The organism is Acinetobacter rudis, from assembly GCF_000829675.1.
GTDB lineage: Bacteria > Pseudomonadota > Gammaproteobacteria > Pseudomonadales > Moraxellaceae > Acinetobacter > Acinetobacter rudis.
Genome location: NZ_BBRX01000022.1, coordinates 98,140 through 117,392, shown reverse-complemented (window position 1 = coordinate 117,392; position 19,253 = coordinate 98,140). Strand labels below are relative to the sequence as shown.

The following is a 19,253-nucleotide window of genomic DNA, read 5'->3' as shown; positions in this document are numbered from 1 at the left end:
ATCGTGAACAAGATGAACAGAAAAAACATGAGAAAACTGAGTTATTACAACAGGCCAATCAGGCTTATGAGGCAAAGGATTTGTTTGCTTTGTTGGCGCTGCAACTTCAGTTAGGTCAGCAAGTAAAACAATTGGCAGATCAGCAATTGAAGGCTTATAACATCATGTTAGAAGAGCAACTGGAAAAACTTACTCAGGACGTAGATGAGATTATCTATTCATTTAATTGGAGTAAGCGGATGTTGTCAATCAACCGCAAGATTAAGGTCAGTGATTTGCATGCACAATATGAGCAAGACTGGTCTGAGCTGGGAAAGCGCTTAAAACGTGATGAAATTATTTTACATAGCTTTAAAGATTTTCAGGCACTGAAGGAGCTGATGAGCAGTCCATATATGTGGGGGATGTGCTAGCAGGCCAGTGTTGAAATCTTAATGCCAGAGCAGAAAAAGCCGATCATGTGATCGGCTTTTGCTTAAATGGTCGAAGAGAGCTTAAGGTGCTTCTTCTTCAAACTCTGGTTTAACTTGAACAATGAAGTCTTGACGGTTGAGACCACGCCAAAGAGCGAAGGTTGTACCGATATAGATCGAAGAGTAAGTACCGACGAACACACCAATAAACATGGCAACAGAGAACCATTTTAGTCCGTCACCACCCAAGAACATCATAGACAATACAACCAAGAGTAAAGTCATTGAGGTGTGAATGGTACGACGTAGGGTTTCAGTCAAGGAAATGTTGACGATCTCAGCTGGAGTTGCCCCACGGATTTTACGGAAGTTCTCACGAATACGATCAGATACAACAATGTTATCGTTCAGTGAGAAACCGATGATCGCAAGCAATGCAGCCAAAACAGTGAGGTCAAATGGCCACTGCATCAATGCAAACACCCCGAGTGTAACCACGATATCATGGAACAAGGAGAGTACCGCACCAATAGCGAGTTTGAACTCAAAGCGAATGGTCACATAAACGAGCATTAAGATCAGCGCAAGTGCGACAGCACCCGCTGAACGTAAGTAAAGCTCATTACCTACTTGACCACCAACAGAGTCCACTTTATGTACTTTGGCAGGGTTGTTTGGTAACTGTACTGCAGCCGTAATGGTGTTGTTTAAGTCTTCAACTTTAAGATCAGCCTGTACTGGCATACGCACCAAGAGGTCTTTTTGTGTACCTAAGGTTTGTACCATGGCATCTTTAAAGCCCGCTTTTTCAAGCGCATTAATCACATCAGTTTGATTGGCTGCTTGTTGATAGTTCAACTCAGCCGAGATTCCACCAGTAAAGTCCAAACCTAAGTTAAGATTTTTACTGAAAAGGAAAAACAAACTACCGATGGTCAAAATGATGGAGATGATTGCTGCAGGAGCAGCGATCTTCAAAAAGTTAATGACGCGTTCGTCATCTGGGCGACCGTACTTTTTCGGTGGTTGAGTCATATCTGTCATCAGTGATCTCCTATATGCTCAACTTTTTCAAGTTACGTTTTTTACCATAGATGATCTGTACAATACCGCGTGTTACTGTAATCGCAGTAAACATCGAGCACATAATACCGATCATTAATGTCACAGCAAAGCCTTTGATCGGGCCTGTACCAATCAAGAACAAGATCGCAGCAACCAACATCGTGGTCAAGTTGGAGTCGAAAATGGTGTTATAAGCTCGGTCATAACCAGCGACAATCGCTTGTTTAGGCGAAGCCCCCCATTTGATTTCCTCACGTATCCGCTCACAGATCAGTACGTTCGCATCGACAGCCATACCAATGGTAATCACGATCCCCGCAATACCTGGTAGGGTGAGGGATGCACCTAACCAAGACATAATGGTTAAGATCATGGCAAGGTTAAGGACTAATGCAACGTTGGCAATCACACCAAAGAGACGGAAGAAAACCACCATCCAAAGCGCAACTAAGATAAAACCAACTTGGGTAGACAATAGACCTTTATCGATATTTTCTTGACCTAGACTTGGTCCAATCACACGTTCTTCAACGAAGTACATCGGCGCAGCCAAAGCACCAGCACGTAGCATCAAGGCCAATTCATTTGACTCTTGTACAGACATACCGTTAATGACGAAGTTAGAGCCGAGGACGTCTTTAATCGTTGCAGCACTAATCACTACAGATTCTGTATATGGTGTGCGGACTTCAACCATTTCACCTGTTTCAGGATCGGCAATAGAAGAAATCTTTTGCTTGCTCTCAATGAACAATACAGCCATACGTTTACCAATCGCAGTACGTGTAGCATCTGCCATTAGCTTACCGCCAGCACTGTCTAGATTGACAGAGACTTGTGGTTGACCGCTTTGTTGGTCGTAAGTCGTTGAAGCACCTTGAACACGTTCACCAGTAAGGATACGAGTACGGTTCAGTAAAATTTGTCTACCGCTATCTAAAGAATCTAAGGCAAATGCTTCAGTTCCAGCAGGGATAGTCCCAGAAGGTTGTCCTGTATACGGATCAATCACTTGATCGTTAAGATCCGAAACCATACGGAACTCAAGGTTAGCTGTACGCCCCAAGACACGTTTTGCTGCTGCTGTATCTTGTACACCAGGAAGTTCAACCACGATACGGTTGCTACCTTGTGTTTGTACCACAGCCTCAGAAACGCCGAGTTCATTAATACGGTTACGTAGGGTCATCAAGTTTTGGCTTAATGCGCCAGACTGGATTTCCTGAGTTTTTGTATCGCTATAGGTCAGTTTTAGGATAGGGCCATTTTCAGTTGCTAAGGCTTGCTGATTAAACTGGTTACCACCGTTACCGCGTAAAAAGTCTGCAGCCGCACTACGGTCTTCATTGTTGGCAAACTGTAGAGTAATAACATTGTTGCTAAGAATTAAGTTATTAAATTTTAGTTTGTTCTCACGCAATTGACGACGTAAATCAGTAGCTGAAGTTTCCATACGTTGTGAAACGGCTTTGTTCATATCAACTTCGAGGAGGAAATGTACCCCACCACGTAAGTCCAAGCCGAGTTTCATTGGTTTGGCACCAATTTTTTGCAACCACTCAGGTGTAGTTGGAGCCAAGTTGAGTGCAACAACGTAGGTGTCACCTAGTCCAACACGTAACGCTTCTTGTGCTTTAAGCTGATCAGTCGTAGAACTTAAGCGGAGTAAAGCGGCGTTATTGTTAAAACTATTGTCGTGAGTTACTATTTTCTCACTATTTAATATTTGCTCTGCCTTTTGTATCACGCTTTGGTCAATGGTAGTACCAGCTTTGGCACCAGAGATTTGAACCGCAGGCTCATCAGGATACAAACTAGGCAGTGCATATATTGTACTGATCACGAGAACAACCAAGATCAGTAAATATTTCCATGCCGGATAACGCATTTGCTTTCTTCTTAAAATTAAAAAAAAGCCGTGCTCTCACACGACTGATTTATGATTAGAGATTGTTGAGTGTACCTTCAGGTAAGACTGAAATTACACTAGCACGTTGGATTTTTACTTCATTACCGCGACTTAGTTCAATCACAGCAAAATCACCTTCAAGTTTAATGATGCGGCCCATTAATCCACCCGCAAAAACTACTTCACTGCCTTCACCTAAACTTTCGATCAGCGAACGATGCTCTTTGGCACGTTTAGATTGTGGACGCCAGATTAAAAAGTAGAAAATTGCAACAAAAACAGCAATCATCAACAAGTTGGCCATCATACCTGGACCTTGTGCTGTTGCATCTGCAGCATGGGCAGTTGAAATAAATAAACTCATGGTTATATCCTAAAGTTAAAAAGTGGTTGTCATTTCAGCTGACATTTAAATCAATTTGTTTTGCAATTTACCTTGTCTTGAGAGTCAGCGCAAATGCTGTCTCAGTCATCTTCTGGACAAGGTGGAACTTCTAATCCACGACGTTGATAAAAATCAGTTACGAAGTCATCAAAAGTCCCATTGTCTAAGGCATCACGAATTTGTTGAGTAAAACGTTGGTAATAACGTAAATTATGAATTGTCCCTAGCATCGAGCCTAACATTTCTCCACACTTCTCTAAATGAAATAAATAAGCGCGGGTAAAGTTTTTACAAGTATAGCAATCACAGTGTGGATCAAGCGGTTGTTGATCATGACGATACTGACTATTACGAATACGTACTAAGCCATCCGTAACAAAGTAATGACCGTTGCGCGCATTACGTGTAGGCATGACACAGTCAAACATATCGACACCACGACGAATCGCTTCAACGATATCTTCAGGTTTACCTACACCCATCAGATAACGTGGTTTGTCTGCTGGCATTTTAGCAGGTAAATAGTCTAAGACTTTGAGCATTTCTTCTTTAGGTTCACCTACGGATAATCCGCCAATGGCATAACCATCGAAGCCGACTTCAAGTAAACCCGTCAATGATTCATCACGTAAGTCTTCATACATCCCACCCTGAATGATACCGAATAGAGCATTCGGGTTACCATTTTCTTCATGAGCTGTTTTACAACGTTTAGCCCAACGTAAAGAAAGCTGGAGAGACTTCTGTGCTTCTTCATGTGTTGCAGGGTATGGGGTGCACTCATCAAAGATCATCACAATGTCTGAATTCAGTACACGTTGAATTTCCATTGAAATTTCAGGCGACAAAAATACTTTTGAACCATCAATAGGTGAACGGAAAGTTACACCTTCTTCTTTGATTTTACGCATAGCCCCTAAGCTAAATACTTGGAAGCCACCTGAGTCAGTGAGGATGGGTTTATCCCACTTGATGAACTCGTGTAAGCCACCATGTTCTTTAATCACTTCTAAGCCAGGGCGTAAGTAGAGGTGAAAGGTATTACCTAAAATGATTTGTGCTTGAATTTCTTCAATATCACGAGGCAGCATGCCCTTAACTGTACCGTAAGTACCGACAGGCATAAACACAGGCGTTTCAACCACACCATGTTCTAGGGTGAGGCGACCACGACGGGCACGACCTGACTGCGCTAATTTCTCAAACTTCATAAATGATCCGAATCAAGGCGAAAAAACAGTTCGCTGATAAATTGTTGCAAAAGGGGATTATTTTCACTGATTTTCTTTACGAAAGCCAGCAATGTTACTTATTTTAAACCACTAAAATTTGGATCGTTTTTTAGAATCGCGCAAATACGAAGCGTGTTGTCATGTTGCTTAAACTCAATTGTGTTTTGAGCATTAATTTGGTGTTATTGCCTCACATTTGGCTCAAAAACACGCTCTTCAATGAGGTACATGGGGGCAGCCAAAATACTTGAACCAAGCATCAAGGCCAACTTATTGGACTCTTCTATTGATATACTATTGATGCTGAAACTAGAACCCAATACCTCATTGATTTTTGCAGCGCTAATCACTACAGATTCAGTATATGGGATATATGTTGCGATCATTTCACCTGTTTTGGGGTCGGCAATAGACGTAATTCGTAGTTTATTTTCAATGAGTAATATGGCCATACGTTTACCAATGGCGCTACGTGTTGCATCAGCCATGAGTTTAGTGCCTGTACTGTCTAGGTTCACAGACACCAGTGCTAGTCCACTTAGTTGGTCATGGTTTGTTGAAATACTTTGAATATGTTCATTCGTTAAAAGACGAGTATGGTCGAGTAAAATTTGTTTTCCGCTATCTAATGAGTCGAGGGCAAATACTTCAGTTCCTGCAGCTAAAGTCCCTATCGCTTGGCCTGTGGATCGGTCGATTATCTGATCATTGAGATCTGAAACCATACGAAACTCAAGTGTTAGGGGGCGAGCTAAGATATATTTTATTAGCATCGGGTCTTGTACACCAAGAAGTTTAACCTCGATGCGGTTGTTTGCTTGGGGGCGTACCGTCGATTCAGAGATGCCAAGTGCTTTAATCCGGTTATGTAGGGACATCAGGTTTTGGCTGAGTATGCCAGATTGGATTTCCTGAATTTTTGTATCACTGTAAGTGAGTTTTAAAATCGGGCGATTTTCAGTGACTAAGGCCTGCTGGTTAAATTGCTTAGCTGTATTCGTAGCTAAAAAACTGGCTGCAATACTGCGATCTTGTTGATTGGCAAACTGTAGAGTAATCGCATCATTACTATAAGATAACTTATTAAATTTTAGTTTGTTTCCACGTAATTGACGGTCTAAATCAGTGACTACGGTTGCCATGCGTTGTGCAATGGCTTTATTCATATCAACTTCAAGGAGGAAGTATATTCCACCACGTAAAGCTGCTTGTGCTTGAAATTGATCCGTTGTTGATCCTATACGGAGTGGAGCCGTGTTATTGTTTAAATGCTTCGTATGCGTTACTGTTTTTTCACTTGTTAATATTGACTCTGCCTTAGGCGTCAAGCCTTGGTCAATGCTCGTCACTGCTTTGGTCGCAGGGATCTGTACTGCAGGTTGATCAGGATACAAACCTGGCCGTGCATCTACTTTATTGATGCTAAGGATTACCAAGAACGGTAAATATTTCCATGCTGAATGAGGCATTTGCTTTCTTCTTAAAATTTAAAAAAGTTGTGCTCTTACACGACTGATTTATGATTAGAAAATGTTGAGTTTACTTGCAGCTAAGACTTGAACATACACAAGCGTATTGGATTATTTACTTCAATACCACGACTAAGTCTAGGATTTACTGTTATGAATCAGCAACTTTATCTATAGGGGAAGGATTTAGTCTGCTCGATCTAATGGCTTTTGCTGAGTCGTCTCTGCCTGATAATAAGGCTTTTTCACTCTCACTTTTTTCAAAAAACGCAAAGGATTGAGTTTGCTGACAAGACTTTGTGGCATTGGGCAAGCTTCGCCCAAGACTAAGGCTGCTAGCACTTCACTACACAGTGGTGCAAATAAAAAGCCTTTGGAGCCTAAGCCAGCAAAGGTATAGATTGCTGGATTTGTTGCAGTGGCCTCAACCATTGTACCGAGTAATGGGAAATAATCTGGGCTTTGAGCGCGAACAGAGGCACGTCCTGACCATTCTTCAACAGGACTGAGCTGTTTAGCAAAATCTGCCGCCACACTGTTGATAAGTTCTAAGTTATGCACATGATCTTCGACAAGCACCTGATCATCTTCACGTCCAGGGTAAAATGAAGCCCCTAAAATCAATCGTTGTTCATCGAGCTGCATACAGTAGCCACCATAACTAAAAGCTTGGTTTTGTGGCAGGGTATGCGCAACATTGTTGAGCCAACTGACTTGACCTCGAATCGGTTTTAGCTCGGGATAGTGCTGAGATGTACTGGTATTAAAGAGTTCTGCACTGGCTTTTGCACAGCATATAATCACCTGATCATAGCCAGACCAAGTATCTAGTTGATTATGTAGTTGCCATGTTTGGGGTTGAGTGGGATCGGCTTGAATAGAGGTGATTTTTGCTTGGTGGAACTGAATATTTGGCTGTCCTAATATTTGTTCAGCCAGTTGCTTAGGCACAACTGCACCTGCTTCATTTAAACATAGGCTCGCATGCTGCTGTCCCAGTGGTGTTTGGCTCGCAGTATAAGCAGTTGCAACATTTTCAGGATATTGAGTTGCAAGTTCTAGCAAGCTTTCAGGATTTTTTTGTGCGAGCTGATAAATGCTTAAGCGGCGAAACCCTAAAAACTGTGGATAATGGCGCTGTGCATATTGCCAAGACAAAGTCATAAGATGTTCGCTACTTTGCTCAATAGGGCAAAGTTTGGGATTAAGCAAGGCAAGAGGATTACCTGAGGCACCTGCTATTGGAGCAGTTTGATCAAATAGTTCGACTTGGTGATGGCGCTGTGCAAATGCCCAAGCAACACTTAAACCTGCAATACCAGCACCAATCACCGCGATACGTTGCTGTTGTACAGCTTGACCTAAGCGTGGTGGCGTGATCTGTGCATCAGGGTTCGGATAAATGGCTTTGAGCATTTCACGTTTATGGCCGAAACCACGTGGTCGACTGATCTGAATACCATGTTTTTGAAGACCACGTTTAAGCACACCTGCCACACTAAATGAGGCAAAGGTTGTACCAACTGTGGAGAGCCTGACTATGTTATCCAGTACGTTCTCTTCCCATAGCTCAGGATTACAAGAGGGCGCAAAGCCATCTAAGAACCAAGCATCGACATAGTGTGTTGCTGCTAAATTGGGAAAGACTTGCTGTGCATCACCTAACCATAGATCTAGGCTAAAGCGTTGTTCTGGAAAGTGTAAGCGATGGCAACCTGCGATGGCCAAAGGGTACTGTGCGATAAGCTGGGTTGAAAACTCAGCAAGCTCAGGCCAAGCTGCAAGTGCACGACGCAGATCAGTTTGAGTAAGCGGATATTTTTCTACACTGATTGCATGTAAATGACTGTGATTATCTGGGCGAACCTGCTGCCATAATTGCATTAAGGCTAAAATATTGAGTCCAGTACCGAATCCTGTTTCTGCAACACAGAAATAGTCATGGTTGGTCAGGGCAGCAAGACGTGTTTCAAGTTCATTTCCTGCGAGAAAAACATGCCGAGTTTCAAGTAGGCCATTGTCTTTAGAAAAGTAAACATCACCAAACTGGGTGGAAATTGGAATATCAATCCCATCAATACGCTGCCAATCTAAAACTGCGGTTTGTATGCGATCTGACACCACACTGTCCTTCCAATGAATGATAAGAAATGAATGACTGGAGAAAATATCTGATCAAATCATAATTTGATCAGATTAATTGCTGTTTAACCCAAAATATGCGAATACTCAAATGTGATCAGGCTGATTACCATTGACGACGACGTTTGGTATAGATATATCCAGCAATGAAAAATCCAAGGATGACTCCACCAGCTAGGGTCGCAGCACCATATAGAAACATCTGTGCGCTACTTTCACTTTGCAAGACTTGAACTTGAACGGCCAAATTATCATTTTTGAGTTGTAACTCTTGATTTTGCGTTAACGCATCTAAATTGGCTTTTTCAAGTTGCTGTAAGCGAGATGCTTGGTCTTTGACTAAAGATTTTACTTTAGCTTCTTGCTGAGCTTTATCTTTTGCGATTTCTTCAGCTGTAGTCGGTTTTTTTGCCGCAGTTGTGGCTGCTGTGGTATCAGTAGCTGATGCAGGGTTTGCAGCCGGTGCTGCAGCGGCTGCAACAGCTGGTGTAGGCGTCTGAGCTGTAGCAGGATCTACTGCCCAAGCCGTGCTCTGTAAAGCAACAAATAAAGCTAAAGTTGAAATAAAAGCACGCATAAAATTATCCTTTAGGCAGCGCTTTATTGAATGGTTTGACTTCAACTGATGCATAAACACCTTCGATCAGGAAGGGTTCTTGTTTTAGCCATTCATCGAGTTCAGCACGACTATCGAAATCCACAATCATGGTACTGCCGTAAAATCCAGCTTGAGGATTGTCATGTTGCTTGGGCATTGCGCCTGCAACAATCAATCGACCTTGAGCAGCAAGTTGCTCAAGGCGTTCAAGATGGCGAGGACGCACTGCTAGGCGTTTTTCGGTTGAATTTTCACTGTCCGTGCATGTGATGAGAAATTGCGGCATGAGGCTACTCTTAATCTGTATTTTTAAAATTGCGACGCAAGAAAAATAGTATAGCAGCTAGATAGCTGAGCGATACGATAATATCACCGAAGGCTGTAAATTCGCCCCAATATTGACCATTTAAATAGAGGAAACCGAAGAAGTAGTGTAAAGCTGCAAGTAGAAAGAACTGACCACACCAAGCATAGTTCAATTTTCTCCAACCCGCTGGCGTGAGCTCTAACACAGAACCTAATAATTTTTGAATAATTGGTAGACGCTCTTTATTAAATAAAGGCGTAATTAAGAAACCAAAGCCGATGCCTAGATTGATGATAATGGCTTTGAGTTTAATATAGGTAATATCACTAAAGGCGAGCGTGATTCCACCAAAAACCACCGTCATAAAGACGATAAACCATTGCATTTTTTCAAGTTTGAATTTTTGTGCAAAAAATAAAACCCCATAGACAACCAAAGTTGAAATGAGTAAGGCACAAGTTGCAACTAAAATATGATTTTGATCAGTGTTGCCAGCACTGCCCACTAATTCTAATAAAGGGTGATGACTATCTTTAGGGTCAGTAGTTTTATAGAAATAAAAGAAAATAATAATCGGTAGATAATCAAACAGCGCTTTCATGCTAAAGTACAGTCATTGAATTGGTGAGATAGCATAATACAAACCATGATTGGTGTCGATTTACATACGCATAGTAATATTTCAGATGGCCGATTAAGCCCTGAAATGCTGGTAGATGCAGCCTTAGCAAAAGGCATTCATACACTGGCACTCACTGATCATGACAGTATGGATGGTGTTGCTCGCGCACAACTTGCAGCACAAAACCAAGCGATAGAAATCGTGCCTGGTGTTGAAATTTCGAGCCAATGGTCTAGGCCATCCACTAAAAAAAGTTATGCAGTACATATTGTTGCACTAAATATGCAAGCACCTGAACCACTAGAACAACTCCTCCTTGAACAAAAGCGTGTACGTGCAGCACGAGCTGAAGAAATCTGTCAACGCTTAACGACATGTATACAAAAAGATATCTATGCTGATGTGCTTGCTAAAGTAGAGCAGATGCCTGAGCGTATTACACGTTCGCATATTGCACAAACACTGTTGGAGCAGGGAGTCGTAAAGCGTTTACAGCAAGCATTTGATCTGTATTTGAAACAGGGCAAAAAGGCTTATGTGCCATTTGTTGGTCCAAGCATGGCTGAAACGATTGAGATTATTCATCAAAGTCAGGGATATGCAGTATTGGCCCATCCTACACGTTATGATTTGTCTGCAACCAATATTCGTTTTATGCTCGAACTCTTTGCACAATGCGGTGGAGATGCAGCTGAACTTCCACAACGTAGCGAGCCAGCAGGAACACGACAAATGATGGATTGTTTGATTGCCCAAAATCAGCTAAAGGTTTCTATTGGTAGTGATTTTCATGGTGAGCACATGCCTTGGCTACCCTTAGGTAATGTACCAGCAGTTAAAGACGACCAAGTCGGTATTTGGCAAAATTTTTAACTCTTAATCATCTTTTAACGCTGGTGTGTTTTATAACAGATTATTATCGTTGTCATTGGCCACGATCGGTGGTGGCGTAGGTTTCCCTAAAGTACTAAGTAATTCAATTTCGATTGTTCGAACCATAGAGTCTAAAGGTAAGTCATTACTTTGCGTACCAAAAGGCTCTTCAATTTCAGAACTTAAAGCATCTAAACCTAAAAAAGTATAAGCCAAAATTCCAACCAATAAGGGCGTCGCCAAACCTAGAAGTGAGCCCAAACTAAAAGGCAATAAAAAACAAAAGAAGTAAACAGTACGATTGAGTAATACCGAATAAGCATAAGGTAAAGGTGTTGTTGCAATACGGTCACAACCAGTTTGTACCAAGCTTAAGTCAGTGACATGTTGACTCATTTGCGTGTAGATAATATCTGAGATTTCACCTTCTTTGAGGGCTTGCATGAGTTCCCATTGGATTAGGCCAAGGGTGTATTGCGGCGCATTAATTTGTTGATAGAGCTGGGTAATCGCCTGTTGACTCATACCACTGGTTTCCATCAGTGCATCAGGATTTTTAGTTTGATGACGTAAACGGTCACGTAGTAAATTCGCAAAAACAATGACATGTTGAATAATACGTTCTCTACGGCCTTGTGGGAAAATACGACAGTTCCGATCAAAATGCCGTGCAGTAGCGATTAAACTTCCCCAAAGCTTGCGAGCTTCCCACCAACGGTCATAACAGGCGGTATTTTTAAATCCGAGAAAAATTGAGAGTACTACACCAATGAGGGTAAAGCCGACCAAAGGTAATTCTGGAAAACGGTAAATATTTGCATACTCAATACCACCAACGATGGCAGAAATTAGCATAACAATGCCTAATGGTGGCAAAACCTTGGGTAAAATCGTTCCACGCCATGAAAATAATAATTTTAGTGTGTCGTTTCGATTTTCTCTGACAATCATGTGATACGCATCATCAATTTTTTTGTTGATCTTGCGTACTTCATGACAGCTTGTCAATACGTTAAGTGGATGAATGTAAGTTTTTTGACTGATTGTCACATTGCGACAATCGACAGCTTAAATTCACCTTGATTTTAGGCAATTTCAAAGGTGATATCCGCAATAAATGATCAAGCTCAGTTGAGTGGTTTTAAATGTATTTTTCTCTAATCAATGGCTTGGGATGAAGATTATTTAATGCTATTGTGAGCGCCATTGTAATGGAAAAGTGAGCGGCTTGTGAGCTTCGATCTGAGTGTGATTTCAAGTAAAAATATTCTTCTTGCAGTAACTGGTGGTATTGCCGCGTATAAAAGTGCAATCCTTGTTCGTCGGTTAAAAGATTATGGCTTTAATGTTCGTGTTGTTATGACTCATGGCGCACAAGCTTTTATTCAACCTCTTACTTTTCAAGCACTCTCAGGTAATCCTGTCCATACAGAACTTTTAAATCCTGAAGCGGAAGCTGGCATGGGACATATTGAATTGGCTCGTTGGGCCGATTTATTGTTGGTCGCGCCAGCAAGCTGCGATAGTCTGGCTAAGTTTGCAGCTGGATTGGCCGATGATCTTTTAAGTACTTTATATTTAGCAACCAAAGCACCTGTTTGGGTTGCACCCGCGATGAATCAGCAAATGTGGGCAGCAAAAGCAACTCAACGTAACTTAAATACGCTGATTGAGGATGGTGTGCATGTCATTATGCCAGATGCTGGATCACAAGCCTGTGGTGATGTTGGGCTAGGGCGTATGCCAGAACCAGAAGAAATTGCTCAACAAGTCAAGTTGTATTTCCATCAGGCAGAGCGAGCTATTGCAGAAAAGTTTGGTTTACTAGCAGGGCAGCGTGTTGTGATTACCGCAGGACCAACGCGTGAAGCAATTGATCCAGTTCGCTATATTTCCAACCATAGTACAGGAAAAATGGGCTTTTCGATTGCAGCTGCTTGTTATGCCGCAGGTGCAACAGTGACTTTGATTGCAGGGCCTGTCAGTTTAGATACACCTAATGGTGTTTCAAGAATTAATGTTTCCTCAGCCAAGCACATGCTCGATGAAAGTTTGCAGAGTTTAGAGCGTGGCTGTGATGTATTTATTGCTACCGCCGCAGTAGCTGACTATCGTGTTGCTGAAGTTGCTGAACATAAAATTAAGAAAGCAGGTGATGAGCTTGCTGTTGCTTTAGTCAAAAACCCGGACATTGTTGCGACCATCGCAGGGCAAAGTAAGCGCCCATTTATGGTTGGCTTTGCCGCAGAAACACGCAATGTTGAAGCCTATGCCAGTGAAAAACTCGTGGTGAAAAAGTTAGATATGATTGCTTGTAACGATGTTTCGCGTGCTGATATTGGTTTTGCCTCAGATCAAAACGCGATGACGGTCTTTTTTGCTGAACGATATAAAATGGATAAACGTGAGTTAGAAAAAGCGTCTAAACAAGAAATTGCACAGCAATTGGTTGAAGCGATTCATGATGCACGTGTGAAATAAAGTCGTTGTAGCACATCCTTGTTGTTCATCAAGTCATTGAGGATGAGGTCAAATATATGGATTTATTTTCAGATGCATATGGGCCTGAACATAACTATTTACCTTGTGATGGAGAGGTAAATTATTTTGGTCCAGTGATGTCACTACAGCATGCTGAACAGTATTTTCAGCAGCTCTGGCAGGAAATTAACTGGCAAGCTGATCAGGCTATAATTTTTGGCCGTGCGATTCAAACAAAACGTAAAGTCGCTTGGTATGCGGATCATCCTTTTCAATATACCTATTCTAATGTCACCAAAACAGCAGGGCCTTGGACTGAAACCTTACTGGTTTTAAAAACCTTGGTTGAGCAGCTCAGTGGTGAGCAATTTAACTCTTGTTTACTCAACTTATATCATAGTGGTGAAGAGGGCATGGCTTGGCATAGTGATGCCGAACGTGATTTAAAACAGAATGCTTGTATTGCTTCACTGAGTTTAGGGGCACAGCGTAAGTTTGCGTTTAAGCATAAACGTAGCCAAGAAAAAGTTGAATTTGATTTGGTTTCAGGCAGTTTATTGCTAATGAAAGCTGAGACTCAGACACATTGGTTACATCGGTTGCCCCCAACTAAAAAAGTTACTGAGCCTCGGATTAATTTAACATTTCGAGTCATTGTCTCAAATTGAGATAAAACTGAGCATTCATCTTAATCGTTATACTTCTGACTAAGTCAGTATTATGCTGTTTAAAGTTTATTCAGCTGCGAACAGGGATATTATGCAACAGCTCCGTATCGATCGAGGCACCGATCATTTTAATCTGAGTTATTTCGAAGCGAAAGATAGCGATAAATTACTTCTCATTTCTCCTGCAACTGGGGTTAAAAAACGACTTTACACTCAATTTGCTGAATATATGCAGCAGAATGGTTATTCAGTGTTGACTTGGGATTGGACGGGTATTGGTGACAATCTACACGGTGATGTAAAAGACAGCCCTGTCAAGATGCGTGATTGGGCAGAAAAAGATCTTAATTCTGTGATTGAATATTGTCAGCAAAACTTTAGTGGTCAGCGTTTATATTTGCTTGGGCATAGTTTTGGTGGACAGGCCTTGGGTTTGGTCAAACAGATTGCTGCTATCCATGCAATTTGTACGGTTGCGACTCAACATGGTTACTGGAAAAACTGGCCGAAACTTAAGCAAGCAAAATTAGCAACCTTATGGTTTGGTTTGATTCCTGCTCTTACCCCCTTGTTTGGTTATTTTCCCTCTAAAAAAGTTGGTCTAGGGGAGAATTTACCTAAAGGTGTGGCTCTACAATGGGCAAGTTGGGGGCGTCACCCACACTACATTAATGACTATGATGGTCATCGAAAAATGACACAGCCTATTATGGCTTATTCAATCGAAGATGATTTTTTTGCACCACAAACAGCAGTGCGTGCACTACATCACGAATATAAAAATTGCACCGTGAAATATCGACATATTGTTCCAGCTGAACTGGATATGCGGGCAATTGGTCACTTTGGTTTTTTCCAGAAAATACAGTGCAAACCGTTATGGCAAGAGATTGTAGAGTTCTTTGATGTACAGGATGCTGCTTAAGATATGCTTTTTTAGCATTTAAGCTATAAAAAAAGGACTGAGAAATCAGTCCTTTTTAAAGCTAAGAGACTTAACTTATGCTTGACCTTCAACCGCAGTTTCTTGAGCGCGCTGTAGGTTTGCTTCAAACTCTGCATCAAAGTTAATTGGTGTGAGTAGTAATTGTGGGAAGCTGCCCTTAGTAACAAGGTCATTAACGGCTTCACGTAAGAATGGGAACAGGATATTCGGGCAGTAAGCACCGAAGATGTACGGTAGGCGATCTTCTTCAACGCCATCAACCAAGAAAATACCTGATTGAGTTACATCTACGATAAATGCAGTTTCGCCAGCATTTTTCGCTTCAACCACAACTTTTAGGGAAATTTCGTAGTGTGTTGGATCGATTTTTTCAGCTGCAGAACTTAAATTAATATTCAATTCTGGCTGCCATTCTTTAGTAAATACTGCAGCCCCCGGAACCTCAAAAGAAATATCTTTTGTATAAAGACGTTCTAAAGCTAATTGTGCTTGTTGTTCTTCACTCATTGTTTACATTCCTAAAAATTAAGATTGGATCGTGGTTGTGGTTTATATGAGTTGATCAAGCTTACCTTCACGATCAAGCTGATATAGCTGATCAAAACCGCCAATAAATTCATCATTGATGAAAATCTGTGGCACTGTACGGTGACGTGTCTTTTCCATCAGCTCAACACGCACTTCTGGTGCTTCATTGGATAAGTTGATTTCGGTATAGGCAATGCCTTTACGCTCTAATAGTTGTTTCGCTCGCACGCAGTAAGGGCATACAGAGGTAGAATATACTTTTACATTAGCTGACATCTTGCTTCCTTTAAGCTTTTTTGGCTTTAACCAATGGGAGACCTTGGGCTTTCCAGTTGCTGATTCCGCCATCTAAGCGGTAGCTGTCGGTATGTGAAACTTGTTGTAAGGCACTGCCTGCAACTTGGCCAAGATTACAAATAAAAACCAATGGACGATCTGCTGTTTTAAGCTCTTCTACATGGCTGTTGATTTGACTGTAAGGAATATTGCGGCTACCGCTAATATGGCCTTCACGGAAGTCTTTTGCATCACGTAAGTCAATCAACATTGCATTTTTAGCTTTAACTAAAATACCCAATGATTGCGGTGAAATCTTACGGCCATTACGTTGACCTTCAAATACGAAGAACAGCACAATGAGTACCGCCAACAGACCAAATAGGAATGGGTGATTACCCATAAATTCGAACCAACGTTCCACAATTCACCTAACTACAATTCAAAATTGTCCAAAGTATAGCGCATATATATGGTGATCAAAATCACTGCTTCAAGTGCATAGGCGCATAAAATTAATTTTTTTGTTGCTCAGCAATCTCTTCGAGCAATTTTAAATAGCTCTCCAAGCGTCGCGATAAAATTTTACCATCACTGACGGCTTGTTTTAACGCGCATTGTTTTTCATGTGTGTGAGTACAATTGCGATATTGGCAATAGCCCAAGTGAGCTGAAATTTCAGGAAAACCTTTCTCAATTTTATCGAGGGTTAAGTGCCAGAGCCCAAATTCACGAATACCAGGAGAATCAATCAAGGCACCATTTTCTCCAAAGGCAATTAAGCGTGTTGAAGTCGTGGTATGTTGACCAAGTGCAGAGTTTTCTGAGATCACATTGGTCTTTTGCAGTGCATTGGGTACGATATGATTGATGATCGAACTTTTACCAACACCAGACTGTCCAACAAAGGCAACAGTTTCTCCATCGAGTCGTTGTGATAATGCCGTTAAATCACCTGTCGATTGACACTGCATGATCTCATAGCCTAACTCTTGGTACTGCGCGATCAGTTGATAGATCGGATCAGCTTCTTTAAGTAAATCGACTTTGTTGAGCAATAGTAAGACTGGTATCTCTGCGTCTGCACAGGCCACTAAGTATCGATCAATCAAAGTCGGTGCTGGCTCTGGTAATGGTGCAAACACAATGACGATCAGGCTGATGTTTGCAGCTACAGGCTTAACCTTATGATAACGGTCTGGACGTGTCAGTAAGGACTGACGAGGATGGATCGCAGTAATAATTCCAAGCCCTGTATTGGGATCGGCCTGCCATTTTACACGATCACCCGTGATCAGCATTTCTAGATTGGTACGGGTATGACAGCGCCAAACACTACCTAACTCAATTTCCTTCCAAAAAGCCTCAGGTTCGCCAGCGGCAGTACTTGGGCGTATAGGAAGTTGTTCGGGGAGGGAAAGTGCTTGGATCTCGAGTTGGCGTCCGTAGTGTTGCACCACTAAACCTTCTAAGTCATGTGATGTATCAATATCTTCTTGACGTGCTTTTTGCTGTTTTTGAATACGGCGTTGCTGTTGTTCAGTCAGACGTCTTTTACGAATTAAAGCCATTCATATCCTAATCATACCAATGTATTGATACTGGCAAAATATCATGTAAGCGTGACTATTTACAGCGAATGACTAAGAAATTTGCTAGTATATTGGTTTTTTACTCTGATGAAGATTATAAGTTTATGAGTAGCACGCCTGATTCACGTTTGATTTGGATTGATCTGGAAATGACAGGTCTAGATACAGATAATGATTATATTATTGAAGTTGCTACAATTGTAACGGATGACCATCTCAATATTTTAGCTGAAGGCCCAGTATTGGCAATACATCAATCTGATGTTGTACTTAATGCAATGGATGAGTGGAATACGCGTCAACATGGCCAGTCTGGCTTGATTGAACGTGTACGTCGCAGTAAATTGACTGCTCAAGATGCAGAACAGCAAACGATTGAATTCCTTAAAAAATGGGTAAATCCAAAAGTTTCGCCTATGTGCGGTAACTCAATTTGCCAAGATCGCCGCTTTATGCACCGTTTAATGCCTGGGCTAGAACAGTATTTTCACTACCGTAACCTTGATGTTTCTTCTGTGAAAGAGTTAGCAAAGCGCTGGCGCCCAGAAATCATGAGTGGTTTAAAGAAAAATGCATCGCATTTAGCGATGGATGACATTCGTGATTCGATTGCTGAACTCAAATATTATCGCCAGTATTTTTTTATTACCAATAACGACAATTAAACACATAGCCTTTAATCTCAATACCGAACACATGATCAAATTATGGTCATGTGTTATATTGAGTAAAGTTTGACCTAGTTGCTGGTTGGTCACTGCTTATATTCTTCATATTCGTTTTTATAAAAATGGTCAGGGATTTATTCAGCATCATCTGCTGTCAGAATACCCAATTTATATGTTATAAAATTCAAAATATTTAACGAGTTAGATATGCAAAGTCAAAACCCTATTCTTAATCGTGTTGAAACTTATGCTGATATGAGTCAGCCCATGAGTGTTCAAGGCGCTATTCAAAAATCTGTCCTGTTGACGCTCATTGCGGCGGGCGTTGGGCTTGCTTTATTTGTTTATAGTTTCCTTACCCTCAATATTCAATTGGCATATGCAGGGGCAATTGTTGGTGCGATTGGTGGTTTCATCCTCGCGTTAATTGCTACATTTAAGCCGAATACTGCACGTACCTTAGCCATTCCTTATGCATTATTTGAGGGTGCATTTTTAGGTGGTATCTCTGTTATTTTCCAAGTGAAATTTCCAGGAATTCCACTACAAGCACTCTTAGCAACCTTTGTTACGACTTTGGTGATGTTTGCTTTGTATCGTATGCAAATCATCCGTGCAACTGAAAAATTTAAAGCTGTGGTTATGTCAGCTACGATTGCAATTGCACTGGTTTTTGTTGTGCAAATGGTTATGCGCTTAGCTTTTAGTTCAAGCATTCCTTATGTATTTGAAAGCAACTGGTTGGGGATTGGCTTTGCGGCGTTTGTTGCTGTAATTGCTGCACTTAACCTTATTCTTGATTTCGATATGATCGAAACAGCTGCTGCACAACGTGCTCCTAAAGCATTTGAGTGGTTATGTGGTATTGCACTGCTAGCAACTCTTGTTTGGATGTACTATTCATTTTTACGCTTATTGAGCTTGATTCAAGGCGATGACTAAGTTATTCGCTCAATAAAAAATGCGCTGTTTACAGCGCATTTTTTTTGTCTTTTTTTTTCAGTGTAAAAGTTGCTAGGGAGATTAAATTAATCAATAGCTTAACTTAAAAAATAAATACGTGAAATTAATCACAATAA

The 19,253-nt window shown here is 41.3% G+C and carries 20 protein-coding genes and 1 pseudogene; 7 read left to right on the top strand and 14 right to left on the bottom strand.

Going from position 1 to position 19,253, the window contains the following annotated elements; all coding sequences use genetic code 11:
* Positions 1–413, top strand: a pseudogene (locus tag Aru01_RS18325) (hypothetical protein); the annotation flags it as partial.
* Between the two features lie 81 nt (positions 414–494).
* On the opposite strand, the gene secF reads toward Aru01_RS18325, so the two are convergent.
* From secF to Aru01_RS05995, 9 genes are all read right to left on the bottom strand, one after another.
* Positions 495–1,457, bottom strand: a complete 963-nt coding sequence (secF, locus tag Aru01_RS06035; RefSeq protein ID WP_016657515.1) for a protein translocase subunit SecF — start codon at positions 1,455–1,457, stop codon at positions 495–497.
* Positions 1,458–1,467: 10 nt separating this feature from the next.
* Positions 1,468–3,366 (bottom strand): protein translocase subunit SecD, encoded by a 1,899-nt coding sequence (secD, locus tag Aru01_RS06030; protein WP_016657514.1) that lies wholly within the window; start codon positions 3,364–3,366, stop codon positions 1,468–1,470.
* Between the two features lie 55 nt (positions 3,367–3,421).
* Positions 3,422–3,751, bottom strand: coding sequence for a preprotein translocase subunit YajC (yajC, locus tag Aru01_RS06025; protein WP_016657513.1), 330 nt, complete (start codon positions 3,749–3,751; stop codon positions 3,422–3,424).
* Between the two features lie 101 nt (positions 3,752–3,852).
* On the bottom strand, positions 3,853–4,983 hold the full coding sequence (gene tgt / locus Aru01_RS06020; protein WP_016657512.1) for a tRNA guanosine(34) transglycosylase Tgt: 1,131 nt from the start codon (positions 4,981–4,983) through the stop codon (positions 3,853–3,855).
* A 203-nt stretch (positions 4,984–5,186) separates the two neighbouring features.
* Entirely contained in the window at positions 5,187–6,473 is a 1,287-nt protein-coding gene (locus Aru01_RS06015) for a SecDF P1 head subdomain-containing protein (RefSeq protein ID WP_016657511.1), read from the bottom strand.
* A gap of 186 nt (positions 6,474–6,659) precedes the next feature.
* Positions 6,660–8,594, bottom strand: a complete 1,935-nt coding sequence (locus Aru01_RS06010) for a bifunctional tRNA (5-methylaminomethyl-2-thiouridine)(34)-methyltransferase MnmD/FAD-dependent 5-carboxymethylaminomethyl-2-thiouridine(34) oxidoreductase MnmC (RefSeq protein WP_016657510.1) — start codon at positions 8,592–8,594, stop codon at positions 6,660–6,662.
* Positions 8,595–8,721: 127 nt separating this feature from the next.
* A complete protein-coding gene (locus Aru01_RS06005; protein WP_016657509.1) occupies positions 8,722–9,192 on the bottom strand; it encodes an SH3 domain-containing protein in 471 nt (156 codons plus the stop codon).
* Positions 9,193–9,196: 4 nt separating this feature from the next.
* On the bottom strand, positions 9,197–9,499 hold the full coding sequence (locus Aru01_RS06000; RefSeq protein ID WP_016657508.1) for a YciI family protein: 303 nt from the start codon (positions 9,497–9,499) through the stop codon (positions 9,197–9,199).
* 10 nt (positions 9,500–9,509) lie between these two features.
* Entirely contained in the window at positions 9,510–10,121 is a 612-nt protein-coding gene (locus Aru01_RS05995) for an inner membrane-spanning protein YciB (RefSeq protein ID WP_016657507.1), read from the bottom strand.
* A 45-nt stretch (positions 10,122–10,166) separates the two neighbouring features.
* Here Aru01_RS05995 and Aru01_RS05990 point away from each other — a divergent pair, with 45 nt between their 5' ends.
* Positions 10,167–11,015: a PHP domain-containing protein gene (locus Aru01_RS05990; RefSeq protein WP_016657506.1), complete on the top strand. Its 849-nt coding sequence runs from the start codon at positions 10,167–10,169 to the stop codon at positions 11,013–11,015.
* 30 nt (positions 11,016–11,045) lie between these two features.
* Here Aru01_RS05990 and Aru01_RS05985 read toward each other — a convergent pair whose 3' ends face one another.
* Positions 11,046–11,966, bottom strand: coding sequence for a bestrophin family protein (locus Aru01_RS05985; protein ID WP_016657505.1), 921 nt, complete (start codon positions 11,964–11,966; stop codon positions 11,046–11,048).
* A gap of 279 nt (positions 11,967–12,245) precedes the next feature.
* Between Aru01_RS05985 and coaBC the strand changes: the two genes are divergently transcribed.
* The 3 genes from coaBC (at position 12,246) to Aru01_RS05970 (ending at position 15,089) form a co-directional block, all read left to right on the top strand.
* Positions 12,246–13,496: a bifunctional phosphopantothenoylcysteine decarboxylase/phosphopantothenate--cysteine ligase CoaBC gene (coaBC, locus tag Aru01_RS05980; protein ID WP_016657504.1), complete on the top strand. Its 1,251-nt coding sequence runs from the start codon at positions 12,246–12,248 to the stop codon at positions 13,494–13,496.
* A 56-nt stretch (positions 13,497–13,552) separates the two neighbouring features.
* The gene (locus Aru01_RS05975) at positions 13,553–14,164 is read left to right on the top strand and encodes an alpha-ketoglutarate-dependent dioxygenase AlkB family protein (protein ID WP_016657503.1); all 612 of its coding nucleotides are present in this window, start codon (positions 13,553–13,555) and stop codon (positions 14,162–14,164) included.
* Between the two features lie 91 nt (positions 14,165–14,255).
* Entirely contained in the window at positions 14,256–15,089 is an 834-nt protein-coding gene (locus Aru01_RS05970) for an alpha/beta hydrolase family protein (RefSeq protein WP_016657502.1), read from the top strand.
* A 75-nt stretch (positions 15,090–15,164) separates the two neighbouring features.
* Here Aru01_RS05970 and secB read toward each other — a convergent pair whose 3' ends face one another.
* The 4 genes from secB to rsgA form a co-directional block, all read right to left on the bottom strand.
* Positions 15,165–15,617, bottom strand: a complete 453-nt coding sequence (gene secB / locus Aru01_RS05965; protein ID WP_016657501.1) for a protein-export chaperone SecB — start codon at positions 15,615–15,617, stop codon at positions 15,165–15,167.
* A 42-nt stretch (positions 15,618–15,659) separates the two neighbouring features.
* The gene (gene grxC, locus Aru01_RS05960; protein WP_016657500.1) at positions 15,660–15,914 is read right to left on the bottom strand and encodes a glutaredoxin 3; all 255 of its coding nucleotides are present in this window, start codon (positions 15,912–15,914) and stop codon (positions 15,660–15,662) included.
* A 10-nt stretch (positions 15,915–15,924) separates the two neighbouring features.
* Positions 15,925–16,338 carry a rhodanese-like domain-containing protein gene (locus tag Aru01_RS05955; RefSeq protein ID WP_016657499.1) on the bottom strand — a complete coding sequence of 138 codons (414 nt, stop codon included), beginning with the start codon at positions 16,336–16,338 and terminating at the stop codon, positions 15,925–15,927.
* Between the two features lie 91 nt (positions 16,339–16,429).
* On the bottom strand, positions 16,430–17,485 hold the full coding sequence (rsgA, locus tag Aru01_RS05950) for a ribosome small subunit-dependent GTPase A (RefSeq protein ID WP_016657498.1): 1,056 nt from the start codon (positions 17,483–17,485) through the stop codon (positions 16,430–16,432).
* A gap of 125 nt (positions 17,486–17,610) precedes the next feature.
* On the opposite strand from rsgA, the gene orn reads away from it, so the two are divergent.
* Positions 17,611–18,171, top strand: a complete 561-nt coding sequence (gene orn, locus Aru01_RS05945; RefSeq protein ID WP_040331443.1) for an oligoribonuclease — start codon at positions 17,611–17,613, stop codon at positions 18,169–18,171.
* A 210-nt stretch (positions 18,172–18,381) separates the two neighbouring features.
* Positions 18,382–19,116 (top strand): Bax inhibitor-1/YccA family protein, encoded by a 735-nt coding sequence (locus Aru01_RS05940; RefSeq protein ID WP_016657496.1) that lies wholly within the window; start codon positions 18,382–18,384, stop codon positions 19,114–19,116.
* Positions 19,117–19,253: the final 137 nt, after the last annotated feature.